The 21,949-nt window shown below is 69.6% G+C and carries 16 protein-coding genes; 11 read left to right on the top strand and 5 right to left on the bottom strand.

From position 1 onward, the window contains the following. Positions 1-69: 69 nt before the first annotated feature. Positions 70-780 (top strand): hypothetical protein, encoded by a 711-nt coding sequence (locus tag IU449_RS20535; RefSeq protein WP_195003708.1) that lies wholly within the window; start codon positions 70-72, stop codon positions 778-780. A gap of 77 nt (positions 781-857) precedes the next feature. On the opposite strand, the gene IU449_RS20530 is transcribed toward IU449_RS20535, so the two are convergent. Continuing rightward, positions 858-1,823: an alpha/beta hydrolase gene (locus IU449_RS20530; protein WP_195003707.1), complete on the bottom strand. Its 966-nt coding sequence runs from the start codon at positions 1,821-1,823 to the stop codon at positions 858-860. A 252-nt stretch (positions 1,824-2,075) separates the two neighbouring features. Between IU449_RS20530 and rfbA the strand changes: the two genes are divergently transcribed. Both rfbA and IU449_RS20520 read left to right on the top strand, forming a co-directional pair. Beyond that, a complete protein-coding gene (rfbA, locus tag IU449_RS20525; RefSeq protein WP_195003706.1) occupies positions 2,076-2,948 on the top strand; it encodes a glucose-1-phosphate thymidylyltransferase RfbA in 873 nt (290 codons plus the stop codon). A gap of 1 nt (position 2,949) precedes the next feature. Then, positions 2,950-3,522 (top strand): dTDP-4-dehydrorhamnose 3,5-epimerase family protein, encoded by a 573-nt coding sequence (locus IU449_RS20520; protein WP_195003705.1) that lies wholly within the window; start codon positions 2,950-2,952, stop codon positions 3,520-3,522. Positions 3,523-3,661: 139 nt separating this feature from the next. On the opposite strand, the gene IU449_RS20515 is transcribed toward IU449_RS20520, so the two are convergent. Continuing rightward, a complete protein-coding gene (locus IU449_RS20515; protein WP_195003704.1) occupies positions 3,662-4,537 on the bottom strand; it encodes a helix-turn-helix domain-containing protein in 876 nt (291 codons plus the stop codon). A gap of 156 nt (positions 4,538-4,693) precedes the next feature. Further along, the gene (locus IU449_RS20510; RefSeq protein ID WP_195003703.1) at positions 4,694-5,278 is read right to left on the bottom strand and encodes a DUF4282 domain-containing protein; all 585 of its coding nucleotides are present in this window, start codon (positions 5,276-5,278) and stop codon (positions 4,694-4,696) included. A gap of 242 nt (positions 5,279-5,520) precedes the next feature. Here IU449_RS20510 and IU449_RS20505 point away from each other — a divergent pair, with 242 nt between their 5' ends. The 3 genes from IU449_RS20505 (at position 5,521) to IU449_RS20495 (ending at position 9,300) form a co-directional block, all read left to right on the top strand. Beyond that, positions 5,521-6,003: a hypothetical protein gene (locus tag IU449_RS20505; protein ID WP_324188346.1), complete on the top strand. Its 483-nt coding sequence runs from the start codon at positions 5,521-5,523 to the stop codon at positions 6,001-6,003. A gap of 190 nt (positions 6,004-6,193) precedes the next feature. Then, positions 6,194-8,374, top strand: coding sequence for a molybdopterin oxidoreductase family protein (locus tag IU449_RS20500; RefSeq protein ID WP_195003701.1), 2,181 nt, complete (start codon positions 6,194-6,196; stop codon positions 8,372-8,374). 290 nt (positions 8,375-8,664) lie between these two features. Further along, the gene (locus IU449_RS20495) at positions 8,665-9,300 is read left to right on the top strand and encodes a pyridoxamine 5'-phosphate oxidase family protein (RefSeq protein WP_195003700.1); all 636 of its coding nucleotides are present in this window, start codon (positions 8,665-8,667) and stop codon (positions 9,298-9,300) included. 27 nt (positions 9,301-9,327) lie between these two features. On the opposite strand, the gene IU449_RS20490 is transcribed toward IU449_RS20495, so the two are convergent. Next, entirely contained in the window at positions 9,328-9,792 is a 465-nt protein-coding gene (locus tag IU449_RS20490) for a GtrA family protein (RefSeq protein ID WP_416382196.1), read from the bottom strand. Between the two features lie 198 nt (positions 9,793-9,990). Between IU449_RS20490 and IU449_RS20485 the strand changes: the two genes are divergently transcribed. The 5 genes from IU449_RS20485 (at position 9,991) to IU449_RS20465 (ending at position 18,496) form a co-directional block, all read left to right on the top strand. Continuing rightward, the gene (locus IU449_RS20485) at positions 9,991-11,472 is read left to right on the top strand and encodes an FAD-binding oxidoreductase (protein ID WP_228805225.1); all 1,482 of its coding nucleotides are present in this window, start codon (positions 9,991-9,993) and stop codon (positions 11,470-11,472) included. Beyond that, positions 11,469-12,248: a decaprenylphospho-beta-D-erythro-pentofuranosid-2-ulose 2-reductase gene (locus IU449_RS20480; RefSeq protein ID WP_195003699.1), complete on the top strand. Its 780-nt coding sequence runs from the start codon at positions 11,469-11,471 to the stop codon at positions 12,246-12,248. The genes IU449_RS20485 and IU449_RS20480 overlap by 4 nt, the downstream gene beginning before the upstream one ends. 259 nt (positions 12,249-12,507) lie before the next feature. Continuing rightward, positions 12,508-14,724: an arabinofuranosyltransferase gene (locus IU449_RS20475; protein WP_195003698.1), complete on the top strand. Its 2,217-nt coding sequence runs from the start codon at positions 12,508-12,510 to the stop codon at positions 14,722-14,724. 227 nt (positions 14,725-14,951) lie between these two features. Further along, complete coding sequence (locus IU449_RS20470; protein ID WP_195003697.1) at positions 14,952-18,188, top strand: arabinosyltransferase domain-containing protein; 3,237 nt, start codon at positions 14,952-14,954, stop codon at positions 18,186-18,188. A 146-nt stretch (positions 18,189-18,334) separates the two neighbouring features. After that, a complete protein-coding gene (locus IU449_RS20465; protein ID WP_169811631.1) occupies positions 18,335-18,496 on the top strand; it encodes a hypothetical protein in 162 nt (53 codons plus the stop codon). Between the two features lie 95 nt (positions 18,497-18,591). Here IU449_RS20465 and IU449_RS20460 read toward each other — a convergent pair whose 3' ends face one another. Further along, complete coding sequence (locus IU449_RS20460) at positions 18,592-21,921, bottom strand: arabinosyltransferase domain-containing protein (protein WP_195003696.1); 3,330 nt, start codon at positions 21,919-21,921, stop codon at positions 18,592-18,594. Between the last annotated feature and the right edge of the window lie 28 nt (positions 21,922-21,949).

Here is a 21,949-nt window from a genome sequence, read left to right as displayed (position 1 = left end):
GTCCCTTAGCTGCTCTCGCTTTCGATCTACAAGTCCCTTCAGAAGCTTTCCGGATCGAGGAAATCGAGCATGCTCTTCAAGAAGTTCGCCGCCACTTCGGCCCTGCTGATCGCCGCCATGGGCATCACCGCGGGCACTGTCAACGCCGAACCCACACCCGCCGACAACGGCGCGATCAACTTCACGGCGCAGGCCGGCGACACTCAGTCGATCATCACGATCGACTCCGGCTCGCTGGTCGTCGAGGACAACGCGCTCAAGGTCAAGGCCGCCAACGGCGACACCGTCGCGGGCACCCCGCTGACCTTCCGTGTCGACGAGTTCGAATTCCCGATCGCCGCGGAAGTGGCCGATCGCACCGCCACGCTGACCCCGCAGCTGGACGTGGAGAAGGCCGTCTACAAGCCGGTCGCCCTGCCCTACGAGAACAAGGCCCCGTGGAAGAGCGAATACGACCGTGAGGTCGCCGCCTGGAGCCGGCTGACCAGCACGATCAGCATGGGCGCCACCGTGGGCACCTTGGTGGGCGGCCTGAGCGGCGGCGCACTGGGCTGCGTCCTGGGCGGCATCGCGGGCGCCACCGTGGCCTCGGCGACCATCGTCGGCCTGTTCGGTCCCTTCGTCCCGGCCGCCCTGCTCGGTTGCATCGGCGGCGTCCTGGCCGTCGGCGCCATCGGCACCCTGGCCGGTCAGATCCTGGTGACCGCCCCTGTCGCGATCGGCGCCGCCATCCAGTACTTCACCACCATCAACCAGCCGTTCACGCCGCCGGCCAAGTAACACTCCGGCCAGTCGACAGCGCGAACCCCGCTCCGGCGTCCCGGAGCGGGGTTCATCGACTCGTCCGGCCGAGCGAATCAGGCCGTCCGAGCCTGCTCCCCGGCGGCCAGACAGGTGCGCACGAAGCGGGCTGCCCGGCCGAGCGCGGCCCGGCTCTCCGGCAGCCCCGGCCAGATGGTGGTGAAAGCGTGCACTTGGCCACGCCACAGGTCCAGGCTGTGCGGGACTCCGGCGGCGGCCAGCCGCGCGACCATGAGCTCGGCGTCGTAGCGCAGCACCTCGTCCTCGGCGGCGATGAGCAGGACCGGGGGCAGGCCGGCGAGGATGCCGTTGACCGGGGAGAGCAACGGGTCCAGCACGCCGTCGATCTCCGCGCCGAGGCGCACCACCGCTTCCAGAGCCGACAACGGGATGTAGGGGTCGAGCGCCACGTTCATGTAGTCCCGCTTGGCGGCGTAGTCCAGGTCGAGCAGCGGGCTCAGGCCGATCAGGCCCGCGGGCGTGGGCAGCCCGAGTTCGATGGTGCGCAGGGCGGTGGCGAAGGTGAGATAGCCGCCCGCCGAGTCGCCCGCGAAAACGACGCGGGAGCTGTCGGCACCGTGCCGCAGCAGCCAGCGGTACGCGGTCAGGCAGTCGTCGATGGACTGGGCGATGCTGCGGCCGGGCAGCTGCCGGTATTCGACGTTCACCACGGCCAAGCCGGTGCGCCGGGCCAGGCTGGCGGCCACCGGCCGATGGGTCTCCAGACCACAGATCACGAATCCCCCGCCGTGCATGTACAGCATGGCGCCGTGGCGCAGAGCGCGCCCGGCCCCGGCCGGACGGATGATCTCCATGCGGAAACCGGGCATGGTGACCTGTTCGCGTTCGATGCCGCGCGGATGCGGGCGCAGTCGGGCCAGGCTTTCCACGGCCAGCGCACCGACGGGGATGGTGGTCCGATTGATCGGCGTGGCGCGCAGGGCGGGGCGGACCACGCCACGGCAGGTCGCCATCAGCAGCCGCGCGGGAGCGCTCGGCCCTCCCGGATTGAGCACATCCATCGCACACCGCCCTCGCCGCCGAGCCGCCGTCCCCCCAGCCGGTCGGCAGCAGCCGGCCGGACCGCGTATGCGACCGGGGTGAGCATCGGCGTCGACATCTCACACATTGTCATTTCAGAAGACCACGGAAATGTGACCCACGCAACATTTATCGCCCGGACACGCCCCAATGCGAAACCCCTGTGACGCAATCGTGCGTTACCCGGAACCTCACCGAAGCCCAGCGGGACCGGGACTGGCAGACTTCAGGGCATGCGCGGAATCATCTTGGCGGGCGGCACCGGTTCGCGGCTGCACCCCATTACGCGCGGGGTGAGCAAGCAGCTCGTCCCGGTCTACGACAAGCCGATGGTCTACTACCCGCTGTCCACGCTGATGCTCGCGGGCATCACCGAGGTGCTGGTCATCACAACCCCGGAGGACGCGCCTGCCTTCCGCAGGCTGCTCGGCGACGGCAGCCGGTTCGGCATCTCGATCGACTACGTGGTGCAGCCGGAGCCGGACGGCCTCGCGCGGGCCTTCGTCCTCGGCGCCGACCACATCGGTAGCGGATCGGTCGCCCTGGTGCTGGGCGACAACATCTTCCACGGCCCCGGTCTCGGCACCAGTCTGGACCGCTTCGCCGATCTGGACGGCGGCGCCGTCTTCGCCTACCGGGTCTTCGACCCCACCGCCTACGGCGTCATCGAATTCGCCGAGGGAAAGGCGGTGTCGATCGAGGAGAAGCCGAAGAAACCGCGCTCCAATTACGCCATCCCCGGCCTGTATTTCTACGACAACGACGTGGTGGAGATCGCTCGCGGGTTACGACCCTCCGATCGCGGGGAATACGAGATCACCGATATCAATCGGGCGTATCTGGAACAGGGACGGTTGCGGGTGGATGTGCTGGCCCGCGGCACCGCGTGGCTGGACACCGGCACCTTCGACTCGCTGCTCGACGCGGCGAACTACGTGCGAACCATCGAACAGCGGCAAGGACTCAAGATCGGAGTGCCCGAAGAGGTGGCCTGGCGGCGCGGGTACATCGACGACGAACAGCTCCGGGCGCTGGCCGAGCCGCTGGTGCGCTCGGGCTACGGCAGTTATCTGCTCGATCTGCTCGAACGCGGACGGGATTGGTGAGATGGACTTCCGGGAAATGACGGTCCCCGGCGCGTGGGTGATCACACCGCGGGTGCTGACCGACGAGCGCGGCGCGTTCGCCGAATCGTTCAAGGCCTCGGAGTTCGAGAAGGCGACCGGCCGCCCGATGGATCTGCGGCAGGTGAACGTGTCGGTGTCGGCGGCGGGCGTGCTGCGCGGCATCCACTACACCGACGATCCGCCCGGCCAGGCCAAGTACGTGACCTGCGTGCGCGGCGCGTTCCTCGACGTGGTGGTGGACCTGCGTCCCGGCTCGCCCACCTACGGGCGTTGGGACAGCGTGCTGATCGACGACGTGGACCGGCGCTCAGTGTTCCTGTCCGAGGGTCTCGGGCACGCCATCCTCTCGCTCGAGGACGAATCCACCGTCACGTACCTGTGCTCGCTGGAGTACACGCCGGAAGCCGACCACGACATCGACGCCTTCGATCCCGCGCTGGCCATCGACTGGCCGCGCGTGGGGCGCGACGGCGCGCCGCTGACCTACGTGCGTTCCCCCAAGGACACCGCCGCACCACGGCTGAACGACACCGCCGCACCGCGGCCGGTCTGATCAGTCGCACCGCGGCCGGTCTGATCAGTCGCACCGCGGCCGGAACGATCAGCCGCACCGCGGCCGGAACGACTCGGGCCGCATCGTGCGGCTCGGCGCAGCGGCGGCTCGACCGTCGGTCCCCTCCGGTCGGGTCGAGCTAGGCCAACGCGGTGACGGCGTCGTCGAGCAATTCGCGGGCGTCCACCGCGACCGAGGCGATATCGGCGAACGCCACCCGGTAGCGGGCGAAATCGGCCTCCTTGTCGAGGTACACCGGACCGGTGAACGTCTCGACGTAGACCACGGGCGGTTCGGGTGCGGTCGTGCCGTCGGCCGGGAATTCGAGGATGGCGAAGCGGCTGGTCTCCATGCCCGCGTGGTAGTCCGACCCGGCGGGGATCACCCGCAGCCGCACCGTCGGCAGGTCGCAGATCCGGCGCAGGTGATCGAGTTGTTCGACCGCGACCTGCCGGCCGCCGACGCGATGGCGCAGCACGGCTTCCGGGATCACCATGTCCAGCCGCAGCGGCGCGCCGGGACGGGTGAGCAGCAACTGCCTGGTGCGGCGCAGTTCCACCCGGCGCTCGATCTCGGTCGCGCTCGCCGCCGGACGGGCGGCCCGCAGCAGGGCGCGGGTGTAGGCCTCGGTCTGCAGCAGTCCGGGAATCAGGTCGGCCTCGTAACCGGCGAGCTGGCGGGCGGCCTCCTCGAGCCCGATGAAGATGTCGAACCCCTCGGCGACCACATCGGTGTAGGCGGTCCACCACCCCCTGGCCTTGGTCTCCTTCGCCAGCGCCGCCAGCGGAGCGACCACGTCGGCGGGCGCGCCGTAGACCTTGCACATCGCTTCCACATCCAGACTGCGCAGCGACGTCTGGCCGGTTTCGATCCGCCAGATCTTGGCTTCGGACCATTCCAGTTGCCGGGCGGCGGCCCTGGTCGTCATTCGCGCGCGCGTGCGCAGATCCCGGAGATTCCTGCCCAGCCGTCTTCGCGGCATCGTCGATCCGGTGGTCATCTGCGACAGAACCATGCGTCCCCCTATGAGCCCCTTGTCATATCTCGGGTGGCTCCGCGATGCCGCGGGTCACCCGAACGGCATTGTTTCACAACAGATCCCGCGCAGCGCAACACCGGATATCCAGGGGCGCAACGGGCCCTTCGGAACGTGGGGCAAGCTACGAACTCGCTACTTCCGGGAATTGCCGCGCCGGAATCTCCAGAACTGCACCGCGCGCACATCCTCGGAGAGCTGGTTGACCGGTTCGGCGACATCCGAGAGCGCCTGGAAGAGGTCGTCGGCAAGATCGCTGATGTGCTCGACTCTGGTCGCCAGCCGGGAAGCGTTGACCAGGAACTCGAGCGCCAGACGCACGACCGCGGCGATGGTCAGGCCCAACGGGATCGACACCAGCACGGCCAGGATGCCGAGCACGAAGGTGACCTTCCACATCACCACCACCATCGTGATCGGCACCGCGACGGCGACAATCAGACCGAGCAGGTAGGCCAGCGGCAACAGGGTCCGGGTCGCGGATCGTTGGAACTGCACGTCCAACAGCGCGCCGACGGCCTCGCCCACCCAGCGCCGGAAGTCGCCACGGCTGCCGAAGGGCCGCGCGGGCTCGTCGTCCGGGTCGGCCGCGCCGACCTCGCTCCCGAGGCGGCGCAGTGCCGAGGCTTTCCAGGTGATCCACCGGGATTCGGTGTCCAGTTCGCCGGGGCCGGGCCGCACGCCGTCGCTCGGATCCCCGTTCGCGCCGGAATCGCTCATGCTCGCATAGTGCCCCTCTTCGTCGACCGAAACCACCGTGGAGTAGAAGAGTTCACAACAACCGACCGACGCGCGGGCACCGGGTTGTGCGAACACCACGATCGAGGCGATACCCGATCTCGCCGAATGAGATGTAGTGCACATTCGAAAAATTTTTTCGAGAAGGCGTAACGCGCGCACACCCGCCTGTCGATACGCCCCATGAACACAGACCCCAGAGCTATCCGGGAATGGAGAACACAGTGCGCACCACGTTTCCGACTTCCGTCTCCGCGGCCGACATGGACGCCGCGGCGCAGGACTACATCCAGCGTGGATGGACGGTCGCAGAAACGGCCAACGGGCTGTGCCTGATCACCGACGACGAGATCTCGGCCATCGAGATCACCGGCGAACTGGCGGGCGAGGTCCGGCGCTTCCTGCGCGCGAACAACCTCAGCGGTCCGGTGATCGAGGTTCCCGGCACCGAGCGTCGTGAGATCCACCTGGTCACCGGGCTACGCAAGGCCGCGATGGCGCTGGAGGCGCTGCGCGAGGCAGGCGCGATCGTCTACACCGACGGCGCGGGCGTGCCGCTGCCGCCGAGCAAGCTGTCGGCCGGTTCGGCCCACTGGGGCGTCGCGCCGCACGAGGCCCGCTGGGTTCCGCCGGTGGTCGCGGTGGCCGCCGCGGTCCGCTCGGCCGCGAGCCGTCGCCGCGCGCAGCTGACCAGCGTCGCCTGCTGAAGCCGCACCCACCCGTCGAAAACTCCTGAGCGCAGCGGCGGCCCGCACTACCCCGCTGCCCCGACCGGCATCCGCGAGGCGGATGCCGGTCTTTCTCGTTGCCCGTCGCCGACTCGTCCGGCAAGAATTTCTTCGGTGAATGTTGCCGAGAGGGCTGCGTTCGTCGTCTTCCGCGACGAAGATTGCCGACATGACCTCCGGCCGGAACCTGCTGCGCACCTGCCCACTCTGCGAGGCGGTCTGCGGCCTCGAGATCGCCCTCGATGCCGACGACCGCGTGGTCTCGGTGCGCGGCGACAAGAACGACCCGTTCAGCAAGGGGTTCCTCTGCCCCAAGGGCGCCAGCCTCGGCCGCCTCGACGACGATCCCGACCGCCTCACCGCACCGATGATCCGCGACCGCGCCACCGGGCAGCGTCGCACGGTCGGCTGGGACGAGGCCCTGGACTACATCGCCGAGCGCTTCCCGCCGCTGGTCGCCGAGCACGGGGCGCAGGCCACCGCCATGTATGTCGGAAATCCGAACGCGCACACCGTCTCGGGCGCGCTGTATCTGCCGATGCTGATCCGGTCCCTGGGCACCAGGAATCTGTTCTCGGCCAGCACGGCCGACCAGATGCCCAAGCAGGTCGCCTCGGGGCTGATGTTCGGCGACCCGCTGACCGTCGCGGTGCCCGATCTCGATCGCACCGGCTATCTGCTGATGCTGGGGGCCAATCCGCTGGAGTCCAACGGATCGCTGTGCACCGCGCCGGATTTCCCCGGCAGGTTGTCGGCGCTGCGCAAGCGCGGCGGCCGGCTGGTGGTGGTGGATCCGCGGGCGACCAGGACGGCGAAGCTGGCCGACGAGCACTTGTTCATCCGCCCCGGCTCCGACGCCTACCTGCTGTTCGGCCTGGTCCATACGCTTCTCGCGGAGAACCTCACAGATGTGCGACTGCCGGTCGACGGCCTGGACGAGGTACGCGCGGCGGCGGCCGAGTTCACCCCGCAGGTCGTGGCCGCCCGCACGGGAGTGCCCGCCGAGACCGTCGTCCGCATCGCCAGGGAACTCGCCGCCGCGCCGACCGCCGCGGTGTACGCCAGGATCGGCACCTGCACCGCGGAATTCGGCACGCTCACCCAGTGGCTGGTGGACGTGCTCAACGTCCTCACCGGCAACCTGGACTGCCCGGGTGGCGCGATGTTCGCCGACGCCGCCGCGCTGGGCATCGTGCGCAGCAAGCCGTTCCGGACCGGTCGCTGGTCGAGCCGGGTGCGCGGGCTGCCCGAGGCGATGGGCGAACTCCCGGTGGCCACGCTCGCCGACGAGATCCGCACGCCGGGCGCGGGGCAGGTCCGAGCGCTGGTGACGGTCGCGGGCAATCCGGTGCTGTCGGCTCCCGGCGGTGCGCGCCTGGACGAGGCGTTCGCCGGGCTCGGCTTCATGGTCAGCGTGGACCGCTACATCAACGAGACCACCCGGCACGCCGACGTGATCCTGCCGCCGCCGCGCATCATGGCGGCGCCGCACTACGACTTCGCGCTGTTGCAGTTCGCGGTGCGCAATTACGCGCGGTACTCGCCGCCGTTGGTCGAGCTGGAGGAAGGCACGCCCTCGGAGATCGAGATCCTGGTGCGGTTGGCGGCGGCGCTGTCCGGGCGGGAGCACCGCGATACCGGTGAGCAGAGCCAGGTGGCGGCCGTGGACGAGCTGGTCATCGCGGGGATGCTGCACAAAGCGGGCATACCCGAGCGCCGCGACGAGCTGATCGGCGAGAACAGCACCGAGCAGCGCATCGACCTCATGCTGCGCCTGGGTCCGTACGGCGAGTGGAACGGCGGCACGCTGAATCTGCGCACGCTGCTGGACAATCCGCACGGCGTCGACCTCGGCCCGTTGACTCCCCGGCTGCCCGAGGCCCTGCGGACGGCTTCCGGGAAGGTGGAGCTGGCCCCTGAGCAACTGATCGGCGACGTGGACCGGCTACGGGCCGCGCTGGCCGTCGAGGCGCCGGAATTCGTGTTGATCGGCCGCAGGCATCTGCGTTCCAACAACAGCTGGCTGCACAATGTGGCGACGCTGGTGAGCGGCACGAACAAGTGCACACTGCAGATCCATCCGGCCGATGTGGACCGGCTCGGGCTCGGCGAGCAGGCGGTGGTCCGTTCCGCGGTGGGTACGGTGACGGTGCCGCTGGAACCGACCGAGGCGATCATGCCGGGCGTGGTGAGCCTGCCGCACGGCTGGGGTCACGGCGCGAGTCCGCAGGCTGTCGCGCAGGCGCACGCCGGTGTGAACGCCAATGCCCTGACCGATGATTCGGTCGTGGACGTGCCGTCGGGTAACGCGGTTTTCAACGGAGTTCCGGTGACGGTGCGACCGGTCTGAGCCGACGAATCCCGCACGGCGAGCATTTCGGCCCGCGCGAGAACAACCCGTACGGTTCGCACTGTTGTTGCAGGTCAAGGAGTTTCACCACAACGGAATCGCCACGGTCGGTACGACCATAACCCTTCGCCGCCGAAGATCCTCGCTTAGGATCGAACCCGCTTTCCGGTTTATTCGCAGTTTCAGCTTTTCGAGGTTCGGGCATGTGATCGACGCGGAGCAACAACGACGTTCGACGCGGAGCAGACGACGACGACCCCCGGACCCCCGACCACCTTCAGGGGGCAGGAATGACGGGCAGCGCCACGACGGGCGACCAGATCGGTAGCGACGGCGAACACGCCCTGCAGGAGCGCTACGGCACCACCGCGCGAGCCGAGCGCTTCTACAACGACCAGGTACTGGATCGGCTCAACGAGCAGATGATCGATTTCGTCGGCCGGATGGAGATGGCCTTCATCGCCACCGCCGACAAGAACGGCGAATGCGACAACACCTTCCGCGCGGGGCCGCCCGGCTTCCTGCACGTCGTGGACGATCGCACCCTCGTGTACCCGGAGTACCGGGGCAACGGGGTGATGGCCAGTCTCGGCAACATCGTGGAGAACCCGCACGTCGGCATCCTGATGGTCGACTTCGTCCGTGACCTGATCGGCCTGCACATCAACGGCTCGGCGCGCATCGTGGAGGATGCCGCCCTGCGGCGCAGCCTGCCCGACCTGCCCGAGGCCACCGCGGGCAAGATCGCCGAGCGCTGGGTCGTGGTCGACATCGAGGAGGCCTACATCCACTGCCGCAAGCACATACCGCACCTGGTTCCGGCCGAACGCGAGCAGCGCGAGTGGGGCACCGACAACACCCGCGCCAAGGGCGGCGACTACTTCGGCGCCAAGGCGCAGAAACAGGCGATCCTCACCGGGTCGTAGCCGCTCACCGGCTCCGGCCGGGGCTGGTCAGCGGATCTTGAAGATCACCAGACGCTGCACGGCGAAGTTGATCACCGTCGCGGTCCCCTGGGCGACCACGAACGCGGCGGTCACCGCCAGGAACTGTCTGCCGAGCAGGAGCACCATCAGCTGGTTGATGCCGACCTGCACCGCGAAGGTGGTCGCGTAGAGGGCGACCACCGCCAGGAACCTGGCCCGGCTCGGCGGGGCCTGGAAGGTCCACCGGCGATTGATCAGGTAGGCCGTCGTGGTGCCCGCGATGAAGCCGATCGACTTGGCGACCGCCACCGGCAGGCCGATCAGCTCGAGCAGCATCAGGTACAGGCCGAAGTCGACGATCGCCGACAGGCCGCCGGTCACCGTGAAGCGGATGATCTGCGTCTTCAGGTCGACCGTGCCTTCCGGGTCTCCGAGGTATTCGTCGACCACGGGCAACTCGACCGTGGGCGGTAACTGCTGTTCGGCGTGCACGGCGACGAGCCTAACGCCGCACCCGGGCAGCGTTGTGCCGTACCGGCGAGAACGTTGTGCCGTACCGGCGAGAACGTTGTGCCGTACCGGCGAGACCGTCGTGCCGTACCGGCGAGAACGGGTTGTACCACCGGCGCCGTACCGACGAGTACAGCGAGAACGAACCCGCGTCCGCGCGGGCATGTAGCCTGTGAGCCGATGTCCACGAAAGCTCCGACCACCACCACGACGACCGGCGACGACGAGTCCCCGAGCAGCACCGACGGCGGCGCCGAGCGCGCCGGGACGTTCACGCTGCCGACCCGGACCCGCTCGCTGTCCGGGTGGGGTCGCACCGCACCCACCTCCGCCGAAGTGCTCTCGACCAGCGATCCGGAAGTGATCGCCAAGGCCGTCGCGATGGTCGCCGAGGACAACGACGCCAAGCCCGCCCACCTGCGCCGCGGCATCGTCGCGCGCGGTCTCGGGCGGTCCTACGGCGACAACGCCCAGAACGCGGGCGGCCTGGTCGTCGACATGACCGCGCTGAACAAGATCCACCGCATCGACGCCGACACCCGGCTCGTCGACGTGGACGCGGGCGTGACGCTGGACCAGCTGATGCGCGCGGCGCTGCCGTTCGGCCTGTGGGTTCCGGTGCTGCCGGGCACCCGCCAGGTCACCGTCGGCGGCGCCATCGGCTCCGACATCCACGGTAAGAACCATCACAGCGCGGGCAGCTTCGGCAACCACGTGCGCTCGATGGATCTGCTCACCGCGGACGGCACCGTCCAGCACCTCACCCCGCGCAAGAACGCCAAGCTGTTCTGGGCGACCGTCGGCGGCTGCGGCCTGACCGGCATCATCCTGCGCGTCACCATCGAGATGACCCCGACCGAGACGGCGTACTTCATCGCCGACGGCGACGTCACCGCGAGCCTGGACGAGACCATCGCCTTCCACAGCGACGGCACCGAGGACAACTACACCTACAGTTCGGCGTGGTTCGACGCGATCAGCGCGCCGCCCAAGCTTGGGCGCGCGGTGATCTCCCGAGGCTCGCTGGCCACGCTGGACCAGCTGCCCAAGAAGCTGCGCAAGAACCCGCTCGGCTTCACCGGCAAGACCTTCCTGACCTTCCCGGACCTGTTCCCGAACGGCCTGCTCAACAAGCAGACCTTCACGCTGGCCACCGAGGTCTGGTACCGCAAGGGCGCCACCTACCGGCAGAAGCCGCAGAACCTGACCGCGTTCTACCACCCGCTGGACATGCTCGGCGAGTGGAATCGCGCTTACGGTTCGCACGGCTTCCTGCAGTACCAGTTCGTGGTGCCGCCGGAGGCCGTCGAGGAGTTCAAGCGGATCCTCGTCGACATTCAGCGCAGCGGGCACTACTCGTTCCTGAACGTGTTCAAGTACTTCGGTGAGGGCAACCAGGCGCCGCTGAGCTTCCCGATGCCCGGCTGGAACGTCTGCCTGGACTTCCCGATCCGGCCCGGCCTCAACGAGTTCGTCACCGAACTGGACGCCCGCGTCCTGGAATTCGGCGGCAGGCTCTACACCGGCAAGGATTCGCGCACCACCGCCGAGACCTTCCACAAGATGTATCCCCGGATCGACGAGTGGATCAAGGTCCGCCGCAGCGTCGATCCCACAGGCGTTTTCATGTCCGATATGGCCAGGAGGCTGGAACTCCAGTGATCAATGCCGTAGGCAACCCGCAAGCCATCCTGCTGCTCGGCGGCACGTCGGAGATCGGTCTGGCGATCTGCGCGGAGTACCTGAAGAAGGGCCCCGCCCGCGTCATCCTGGCCAACCTGCCCGGCGACCGGCTCACCGACAGCGCGGTCGAGCAGATGACGGCGGCCGGTGCGAGCGAGGTCGAGGTGATCGACTTCGACGCCCTGGACACCGACAGCCACCCCAAGGTGATCGAAGCGGCCTGGGCGCGCGGCGACATCGACGTGGCGATCGTGGCGTTCGGCCTGCTCGGCGAGGCCGAGGAGCTGTGGCGCGACCAGCGCAAGGCGGTCCAGATCGCCGGCGTGAACTACACCGCCGCGGTGTCGGTGGGCGTGCTGGTGGGCGAGAAGATGAAGGCGCAGGGCTATGGGCGCATCATCGCCATGTCCTCGGCGGCCGGTGAGCGGGTCAAGCGCTCCAACTTCGTCTATGGCTCCACCAAGGCCGGTCTGGACGGGTTCTACCTCGGCCTCGGCGAGGCGTTGCGGCCGTTCGGCCCCCGCGTGCTCGTGGTACGGCCCGGCCAGGTGCGCACCTCGACGACGCTGGCGCACTGGAAGTCGACCGGCACCAAGGAGGCGCCGTTCACCGTCGACAAGGAAGAAGTTGCCGCGCTGGCGGTTTCGGCGTCGGACAAGGGCAAGGAGCTCATCTGGGCGCCCGGCGTGTTCCGGTACGTGATGATGGTGCTGCGCCACATCCCGCGGCCGATCTTCCGCAAGCTGCCGCTGTAGAGCCGGACTCGCGCCACGGGCGTGAACAGGTCTCCGATACGAGGGCCGCGCATCCACCGGGTGCGTGGCCCTCGGTCGTTCCGCCGGCAGGGCTGCCGGACGCAACCACCCTTCGCGGCGGAGAAACGGGAGAAGGCGCGCGGCAGCCGCTGCGGCGGAACAAACCTCGGGCCAACGGGCGCGATGAGGCGGGTGCGTACCTCCACTAGGCTTGCCCCGACGTGAAGGCGGACGGACAAGGCCGGAGGTTGGCGCGCCGATGACGACGAGCGACGGAGGACGGCTGCGGCCGCTGGTGCGTCAGGCGGGCGGTGCGGCCGGTGAGGCGCTGCTCGCCGTGCTGGTGGCAGTGGCGGTGGCCGCGATCGGGCTGGTCGCCTTCTCCGTGGTCGAATGGCCCGCGTTCAACGCCTCGAATGTGACCCGGGCGCTGACCACGGTCGGGCAGGTCCTGGCCGCGGCCATGCTGGTGGCGGCGATCGTGCTGGTGCGCGCGCGCCGGGCCGGGTGGGTTTCGAAACTGCTGTCCTGGGCGGGTATTTCCGCTTTCGTGACAGTGACGCTCGGCATGCCGCTGGCCGCGACCGAGCTGTACCTCTTCGGTGTCTCGGTCGACCAGGAGTTCCGCACCGAGTACCTGACCCGGCTCACCGACAGCCCCGCCCTGCGGGACATGACCTACGCCGACATGCCGCCGTTCTACCCGGCAGGCTGGTTCTGGATCGGCGGCCGGTTCGGCGACGCGCTCGGCCTGGCCGGCTGGGAGACCTTCAAGCCCTACGCCATCGTCTCGCTCGCGGCCGCCGCCGCGCTGGCTCTGGTGCTGTGGACCTGGCTGGTGCGCGCCGACTGGGCCATCGCGGTCGCCGCCGCGACCACGGCCGTCACGCTGGCCTACGCCTCGCCGGAGGCCTACAGCGCGGTCATCGTGCTGTTGCTCGGCCCCACCCTGTTGCTCGCCTGGGGAGCGCTGTACCGGCCCGCCCCCGATGTGCCGCCGACGGAGTCCGCTGCCGCTCGGACCGGCATGACTGCCCACGCACCGCGCACCTCGAAGACCACCGCCGGCACCGATACGACGCACACGGGCACCACCGGCACGGGTGCCGGTGCCACCGATACCGCGACCGCGACCGCCGCAGGCGATACCACTGTCACGGGCAACGCCGATACCGACACGACCGGAGTCCGCCCAGGCACCGGCGCTGCCGAGACCGAGGCTGCGCGGGTCGGCACCGGCGACGGCACGGCGGGTGGCTGGGGCGCGGTCATCGGCGCCGGTCTGCTGCTGGGCCTGGCCGCCACCTTCTACACCCTCTACCTGCTGGTCGCCGCCTTCGCGGTGACGCTCATGGGACTGCTGACCGCCGGGCTCGCGGTGCGGGTGCGCGGGCGGGCAGCCCGGCCGGGACGCGGGCGGACTCCGATCGCCGCGGGTCCGGCGTGGCGGGCCGCCGTGCCACCGCTGCTGCGGCTGCTGGTCATCGCGGTGATCGCCGGACTCGTGGCGGCAACCGTGTGGCTGCCGGTGCTCGTCGAGATACTCACTACCACCACGCCGCGTTCGGGCACGGCGCTGCACTACCTGCCGCGTGCCGGGGCCGAACTGCCGCTGCCCATGACGCAGTTCACGCTGCTGGGCGGCCTGTGCCTGCTCGGCACGATCTGGCTGGTGGTGCGGGCTTCCTCGTCACGCCGGGCGCAGGCGCTCGGCATGGGCGTGGTGGCGATCTACCTGTGGTGTCTGCTGTCGATGCTGGCGACCGCCGCGGGCACCACGCTGCTGTCGTTCCGGCTGGAGGCGCCGCTGCTCGTCCTGCTCGCCGCCGCCGGGACCTTCGGCTTCGCCGAGGGCGCGCGCGCGGCCTACCAGGCGTTCAACGAGCCGGAACGATTCCCGCTCGCGGTGGCGGCGATCGCGCTGGTCGGCGCCCTGGCCTTCGCCCAGGACATTCCGCACGTGCTGACCGCGGAGATCAACACCGCCTACACCGACACCGACGGCGACGGCGAACGCGCCGACAAGCGCCCGCCCGGCGCGGCGTCCTACTACCGCGAGATCGACGAGACGCTGCGCGCGCAGACCGGCGAGCCGCGCGACGAGACCGTCGTCCTCACCGCCGACACCACCTTTCTCGCCTTCTATCCGTACTTCGGTTTCCAGGGCCTGACCTCGCACTACGCCAACCCGCTGGCCGATTTCCCGGCCCGCGCCGCGCTCATCGCGCAGTGGAGCGAGCTGGCATCGCCCGCCGAACTGCTCGCCGCCCTCGGGCAGAGCCCGTGGCGCGCCCCCGATGCCTTCCTCTTCCGCCGCAGCGGCGACGACTACACCCTGCGCCTGGCCGAGGACGTCTACCCGAACGACCCGAACGTGCGCCGCTACACCGTCACCTTCCCCGGCGCGCTGTTCGAGGACCCGGCCTTCACCGTCACCGACATCGGCCCGTTCACGCTTGTCACCGTCCAGCGCTGAGGGGTGCATCGCGTCCTCGGCGCGACAGACCCCCGGGACGCCTGCCTCCGGCAGTGGCAGACGAACGAACCCCTACCGGCGGCGGGAGCGCATGACGCCGCCCGATGCCCCGATGTCGGGGCGGGCCGGGGTCGGCGTTTCGCCGCACCGGCGATTTCCGGGCGGACCGGCGGTGGGGTGCGTTCGTGAGGTGGACCGCTGCGGGCCGGTGGCTAGCATGACTGATCGTGCGACCGGACCGAACTACTCGAGCGTTCTCCCGCTACCGCCTGATCGCCCTGGTGACGGGGCTTGCGGGCTTCCTGCTGGCATTGCTGACGCCGCTGCTGCCGGTGCGCCAGGAGGTGGCGACGCTGGACTGGCCCCAGCCGGACGCGTCGAGTGTGACCGCTCCGCTGGTGTCGTATGTGCCGCTGCGCGTGGACGCTTCGCTGCCGTGCTCGACGCTGACCTCCGGCGCGGGGACGCTGCTGTCGACGATTCCGGCGGCGTCCGGGGAGGCCACCGCCAAGGGCCTGGTCGTCTCGATCACCGACGACACCGTCTCGGTGATCCAGCGTGACGTGCCGCTGCTGTCGGCGCCGGTCGCGGAGATCGCCACGTGTGGCGCGATCGAGATCGCGGCCACCGACGCGGCGACGACGGCCGAGTTCACCGGGGTCGAGCGCGAGGACGGAACGCCGTTCGCCAACACCGTGACTCGCGACATCCGGCCCCAGATGGTCGGCGTGTTCACCGATCTCGACGCGGGGCAGCTCGACGGCGCACGGCTGCACGCCGATATCGACTCCCGGTTCAGCTCCTCGCCGAGCGTGCTGAAGCTGGCGGTGATGATCGCCGCGGCCGTGTGCACCATCGTCGCGCTGATCGCGCTGCACATGCTCGACACCTCCGACGGGCGCCGCGCCAGGCGGTTCCTGCCCGCGCACTGGTGGAAGTTCACCGTCGCCGACGGCACGATCCTGGGCACCCTGCTGGTGTGGCACGTGATCGGCGCCAACACCTCCGACGACGGCTACATCCTGAACATGGCCCGCGCGTCGGAGCATGCGGGCTACATGGCCAACTACTACCGCTGGTTCGCGGTGCCCGAAGCGCCGTTCGGCTGGTCCTACGAACTGCTGGCCTGGATGGCGAAGGTCTCCACGGCGAGCATGTGGATGCGGTTGCCGACGCTGCTGGCCGGCATCATCTGCTGGCTGGTGATCAGCCGGGAGGTGCTGCCGCGCCTGGGCGCGCGGGTGCGCCGGAACAAGATCGCGCTGTGGACGGCGGGGCTGGTGTTCCTGGCGTTCTGGCTGCCCTACGACAACGGCCTGCGCCCGGAGCCGCTGATCGCCGCGGGCGCGCTGCTGACCTGGTGCTCGATCGAACGCGCGGTCGCCACCGGACGCCTGCTGCCCGCCGCGCTGGCCGTGCTCATCGCGGCGTTCTCGCTGGCCGCCGGGCCCACCGGCCTGATCTGTGTGGCCGCGTTGATCGCCGGGTCCGGACCGGTCCTGCGGATCATCGTGAAGCGTGGGAGCGGCACGGGAGTACTCGGCTACCTCGCGCTGCTGCTGCCGGGTCTGGCCGCGGGCACGCTGGTGCTCATCGTGGTGTTCGCCGACCAGACGCTGTCGACGGTCATGGAGGCGACCCGGGTCCGCACGCTGGTGGGCCCGAATGTCGCGTGGTTCGACGAGCGGACCCGCTGGGACTCGCTGCTCATGCTGGCCCCGGACGGCTCGCTGGCGCGGCGTTTCGGCGTGCTCATGATGCTGCTGTGTCTGGTGGTGTGCATCCTGCAGGTGCTGCGCAAGGGCCGCATTCCCGGAACGTCGCGCGGGCCGTCGGTGCGCATTCTGGGCATCGTGTTCGCCTCGCTGCTGCTGATGATGTTCACCCCGACCAAGTGGACCCATCATTTCGGCGTCTACGCGGGCCTGGCCGGGTCGCTGGCCGCGCTCGCCGCGGTCGCGGTGGGCACGGTGGCGATCCGCTCGCCGCGCAACCGCGCGCTGTTCGCGGCGGCGGTGCTGTTCGTGCTGGCGATCACCTTCACCGGCTCCAACGGCTGGTGGTACGTGTCCAGTTACGGTGTCCCGTGGTGGGACAAGGCGCCGATGATCGCGGGCAAGGGCGTCTCGACGCTGTTCCTCGGCCTGACCGGCGTCGCACTGCTGTTCGCGCTGTGGCATCACTACCGGCTGCCCTATCGCACCCGGCCCGCCGGCACGGGCAACGGCTTCGATCGGCTCGCCGCCGCGCCGATCACCATCGCGGCGGCGCTGCTGGTGCTGTTCGAGGTGGCCTCGCTGGCCAAGGGCGCGATCGGCCAGAGCCCGGCCTACTCCATCGCCAAGTCGAACATCGCCGCACTGGCGGGCAACCCGTGCGCACTGGCCGACGAGGTGCTGGTGGAGACCGACACCGCCGACTCGCTGCTCGAGCCCTACGACGTGGCGCCGGCCGACGGACTGGCCGCCGACGTCGAGGGCTTCACCCCGGACGGTGTGGCCCGCGACCTCACCGCCGATGCCGAGGAAACCACGACGGGCGGAGCCAACACCGTCGACGGCGGCGAGGAGAACAAGACCACCGACACCACCGGCGCGGGCACCGGCGGCGGCGTCACCGAACAGGCGGGCATCAACGGCAGTTCGGTCGCGCTGCCCTTCGGTCTGGACCCCGCACGCACTCCCGTGCTCGGCTCGTACCAGCAGGGTGACCAGCGTCAGGCATCGCTGACCACCCACTGGTACCGCCTGGACCAGACCGCCGACAGCTTCCGCAACGACCCGGCCAACCAGGTGCTGATCATCACCGCCGCCGGTCGCATCCGCTCGATCGACGCCGACGGCGTGGTCACCTACGGCCAGGACCTGATGCTGGAGTACGGCGTCCGCGGCGCCGACGGCGAGGTCGAGGTGCTGGGTTCGGCGCTGCCGCTGGACATCGGGCCCGCCCCGTCTTGGCGCAATCTGCGGGTGCCGCTGGACCAGCTGCCCACCGAGGTGAACGCGGTGCGCCTGGTGGCCGTCGACAACGACATCACCGAACGGCACTGGCTGGCGGTCACCCCGCCGCGGCTGCCGCGACTGGAGACGCTGCAATCGGTGGTCGGCGAGACCGCGCCGGTGCTGCTCGACTGGCACGTCGGGCTGGCGTTCCCCTGCCAGCGGCCCTTCGACCATCACGCGGGCGTCGCCGAGGCGCCGCAGTGGCGCATCCTGCCCGACCGGGTCGGCTCGGATGCCTCCAACGCCTGGCAGGACCACATCGGCGGCGGCCCGCTCGGCTGGACCGAACTGCTGTCGAAGGCCGAGACGGTCCCCAGCTATCTCGAGCACGACTGGCGCAGGGACTGGGGCTCGCTGGAGCGGTTCACCCCCTACGACGCGACCGCCGAGCCGGCGAGTATCGGGATCGTCACGGTCACCCGTTCGGGAATCGCCTCCGACCCGCCCATTCGCGCGCGCTGACCGGCGCGGACGTCGAATACCGGACAAGCGTCCGGTATTCGACGCCGAAATCCCCTGCGCTACGCGGGGTTTCGATGAAATGACACCTTCGTAACCGAAGCTGCGAAAACGAGACATCCAATGTTTCGGAACGTACTGTGGAGGGTATGACAGGAGCCTTCGATGACATGGATCTCCGCGATCTCGTCGACCTGCTCACCGACGAGGAGAAGCGCGAGCTACGTCCCTCGGTGCTGCGTGTGCTGGACCGTCTCCCTGCCCAGGAGGTGCTGCGCCGGGAATTAGGGCGGCGCTTACTCGAGGTCTGACACCTTCTCCAGAGGCAAGCTCTCCCCACGAACGACCAAGGGCCGTGGCCGCGGAAATCCGCTGCCACGGCCCTCTCTGTGCGGCCGGTCGGTCTCTAGAACACCCGCATCTGCCCGGGCGACCACAGCCCGTTCCTGGTCTCGGTCGAGGTGGTCAGCTCGGCGGGCACCGCGTCGCGATCGTACTGGTCGTAGCGCTCCAGGGAGCCCCAGTCCCTGGCCCAGTCGTCGCGCAGGTAGGTCGGCAGCGTGGTCGAGCGCGCCAGCATCTGCGAGAAGCCGAGCGGGCCACCGAACTCCTGGGCCTGCCAGGTGTTGGTGGAGCTGATGGCCAGCGGACGGTCCGGCAGCACCCGGTACCGCGGCACCTCGGCGACGCCGTTCTCGTGGTAGAACGGCCGCTGGCACGGGAACTGCAGGCCCACGGCCCAGTCCAGCAGGATCGGCTGCTCGGTGCCGAGGTAGCTGTTCAGCGATTCCAGCACCGCGACGCGCGGCGGGGTGAACGCCAGCCACTGGTCGCCGATCAGAATCGGGTCGTTGGCCACGATGCGCACCGCGTCGGAGTCGGCGGCCAGCGCGTCCAGCGGCACGCGCAGATTGCGCCAGGACGGGAACGGGCCGATATCGCGCGGCAGGTACTCGCCCTGCTTGGACACGGTGCCGTCGGGCTGACGCTTGCCGTATTCGAGCTTCAGCTCCTGGCCGTAGTTCATCTTGCCGGTGTCGTCGAAGGACAGCACCCGGCCCGCGGCCGAGATGACGATCAGCGGGCGATCCGCCGAGCGCGCCGGCAGCTCGTACCAGCTCGACACCAGATTGGCGGGCTTCTGCACGCCCGGCTGGTAGCTGCCCATCACCGGGGTGACGGCCGGGTCCAGACCGAAGGGCAGGGCCACGGTGCTGCCGTTGACGCCGCGCACGCCCTGGCCGCCGCCGGTGCCCGCGCTCTCGCCCTCGGCGAAGTTCGCGCCGACCGACTGGCTGGAGGTGTTGCCGGTGCCCGGCTTGACCTCGACGGCGTCGGCGGACAGGTCGTCGGGCACGCCGTTGGGATCGAAGCCGACCGGGTTCACCCCGGCCAACGGATCGGATTCGGGCGGCAGCGCAGGATCGGCGATCGGGGTGAGCCTGCCCTGGTTGGGGTCGGGCTCGACCAGCACGTCGTTGGCCAGGCCACAGGAATCACCGGTGAGCGCGTCGACGTTCGAGCGCGCCAGCGAGTAGGCCGGGTACTGCGAGACCGCGCCCTTGGCCAGCGAAGCCACTTCGAGCAGCACCATCAACGCCGCCACCACGGTCAGCGGGATCGCGGCGAAGCGGCGGATCCGCCTGCCACGCACCGTCTTCGCCGAGGGCTGCGGCGCGGTGTAATCCTCGCGCAGCGTGAACCAGGCGACCAGGGCCAGCGCCAGCCCGAACAGGATCAGGGCGAAGGTGTTGGACTGGTAGCCGCTCAGCGAGATCGGCTTGTCGAACCACGGCACACCGAAGCTGGAGACGTACCAGTAGCCGTTGATGCCGGAGAACGAGACGGCCAGCACGAACAGCAGACCGGCCAGGAAGATGGCCCGGTTCTTGCGCGCGCGCAGCGCGGTGGCCGACACCGCGACCGCCGTGACCGCGGCCAGCGAACCGGCGATGCCCGCGTACGCGCCGAAGTGGTGCGTCCACTTCGTCGGGTTGAACATCATGAAGAAGATCGTGCCGAACACGATGCCCATCAACCGCCAGGTCGGGGCGCTGGCGATACCGGGCACCCGCCTGCGGCGCAGCAACACCAGCATGGTGGTGAACAGGCACAGCAGCATCACCAGGAACGCGAAGCGCCGCGACAGCGAGCCGTCCACGGTCTCCACGAACAGGTAGTAGTAGCGCAGGTAGTCCTCGTACCAGGCCAGGTTGGGGCCGGTGGCCTGGCGTACCCGGTTGGCCTCCATGATCCCGGCGAAGGTCTGATCGCCGAAGACCACGACCAGCACCAGGAGTCCGGCGGCCGCGATCGGGGCGAGCAGCGCCGTGGCGCCGTGCTCGCGATGACGGCGCACCACGATCCGCACCAGCGGTCGGATGCCCGCCAGCAGCGCCGCCACGCACATCAGGCCGGTCGGCGCGGCGGCCAACGTGAACGCCGCGATCAGGACCGCCACACCGGCGGGCAGCAGGCGACCGGTGGCGATGGCCCGCTCGATCGAGACCCAGGTCAGCAGCGCGCCCAACGCGACGATCGGTTCGGAGCGCAGGCCGTTGTCGAAGGGCAGCCAGAACGCCAGGAACACCAGGCCGCCGGTCCACAGCGCCACCTTGCTGGTCCGCACGCCGCGCCCGAGGCGGGGCACCACCTCGCGACTGATGACCATCCAGCACAGGATCGCGCAGAACAACGCGGGCAGGCGCACCCACGGGCTCGCCGTGGAGATCTCGGCGAACACCTGGATGACGTAGTAGTACCAGCCGAACGGCGCCTCCGGCACGCCGAACCAGCGGAAGTAGTTGGCCATGTAGCCGGACTCGGGAGCCACCCGGACCATGCTCAGGATGTAACCGTCGTCGGAGGTGTTGGCGCCGATGAAGTGCCACAGCACCAGGGTGCCGATCACCGCGCCGTCCGCGCCGGTCGGCCGGAACCACCCGCTGGGCAGGAACCTGCGGTGCCCGCGGCCGTCGCTGGCGTCCAGACGGGCCAGCGCGCCCAGCGCCAGCAGCGTGCACAGCACGGCGCCGATGATCGCGGTCAGCTTGATCCAGGTGGGGCTGGAGGAGAACCGGGTGTCCACGGTCACGTCGAAGGACAGCCCGGCCGGGACCGCGCCCTCCAGGTCGGAGAACACGCCGACCACCTGCGGGCGGAAGTCGCCCATCATCCGGCCCTCGGCGGGCACCTGGACGACCTCGGTGCGTCCCGGGTCGCCGTCGACCGGCCGCTCGACCTCCCAGAACATGCCGGGGAACGCGGCGCTGGTGCTCTGGTTGTCCGAGGTGATGTCGATCGAGGTGCACTCGCCCATCCGTGCGCGCTCGGCCGAAGCCACCACCGCATTGCGGTTCACCACGTCCACCGAGGTGTCCGAGACCCGGACGAACATCGCCTCCAGCGCCGCGCGGTCGCCCTGCGGCGGCGCGGTCGCCAGCAGCATGCCGCCCTCCGGCGGCAGCGTGTTCACCGACGAACACGGAATGCTCGCGGTCAGGTCGATCGGCACCTGCGACATCAGCGGCGCCTGCACGTTCTGCAAGGAATCACCCTGCGGCCAGCTCAGCACGGCCGTGGTCTGGGTGACGGGCAGGAACGGCACCGCCACCGCCAGCAGAGCGCCCAGCACACCGGCCACCACAGCGACAATTCGCGCGGTACGGAAATCGCGAGGACGGACCTCGGGAGCGGCGGGCGGCTTCGTCAAGACAGCAGTGGCGACGTCGGACACGGAACGCAATGCTAGCCGTTACCCGGAA

It is taken from the genome of Nocardia higoensis (assembly GCF_015477835.1).
GTDB lineage: Bacteria > Actinomycetota > Actinomycetes > Mycobacteriales > Mycobacteriaceae > Nocardia > Nocardia higoensis_A.
Note: the sequence above shows the minus strand (reverse complement) of the source record. Positions and strands in the feature narration are given on the sequence as shown.

Bases quoted from the DNA above. Each gene is read 5' to 3' on its own strand.
- IU449_RS20485 (WP_228805225.1), top strand. From the start codon at position 9,991: ATGTCCACGAAAGCTCCGACCACCACCACGACGACCGGCGACGACGAG.
- IU449_RS20510 (WP_195003703.1), bottom strand. From the start codon at position 5,278: ATGAGCGATTCCGGCGCGAACGGGGATCCGAGCGACGGCGTGCGGCCC.
- IU449_RS20515 (WP_195003704.1), bottom strand. From the start codon at position 4,537: ATGGTTCTGTCGCAGATGACCACCGGATCGACGATGCCGCGAAGACGG.
- rfbA (WP_195003706.1), top strand. From the start codon at position 2,076: ATGCGCGGAATCATCTTGGCGGGCGGCACCGGTTCGCGGCTGCACCCC.
- IU449_RS20475 (WP_195003698.1), top strand. From the start codon at position 12,508: ATGACGACGAGCGACGGAGGACGGCTGCGGCCGCTGGTGCGTCAGGCG.
- IU449_RS20520 (WP_195003705.1), top strand. From the start codon at position 2,950: ATGGACTTCCGGGAAATGACGGTCCCCGGCGCGTGGGTGATCACACCG.
- IU449_RS20500 (WP_195003701.1), top strand. From the start codon at position 6,194: ATGACCTCCGGCCGGAACCTGCTGCGCACCTGCCCACTCTGCGAGGCG.
- IU449_RS20495 (WP_195003700.1), top strand. From the start codon at position 8,665: ATGACGGGCAGCGCCACGACGGGCGACCAGATCGGTAGCGACGGCGAA.
- IU449_RS20535 (WP_195003708.1), top strand. From the start codon at position 70: ATGCTCTTCAAGAAGTTCGCCGCCACTTCGGCCCTGCTGATCGCCGCC.
- IU449_RS20465 (WP_169811631.1), top strand. From the start codon at position 18,335: ATGACAGGAGCCTTCGATGACATGGATCTCCGCGATCTCGTCGACCTG.
- IU449_RS20530 (WP_195003707.1), bottom strand. From the start codon at position 1,823: ATGGATGTGCTCAATCCGGGAGGGCCGAGCGCTCCCGCGCGGCTGCTG.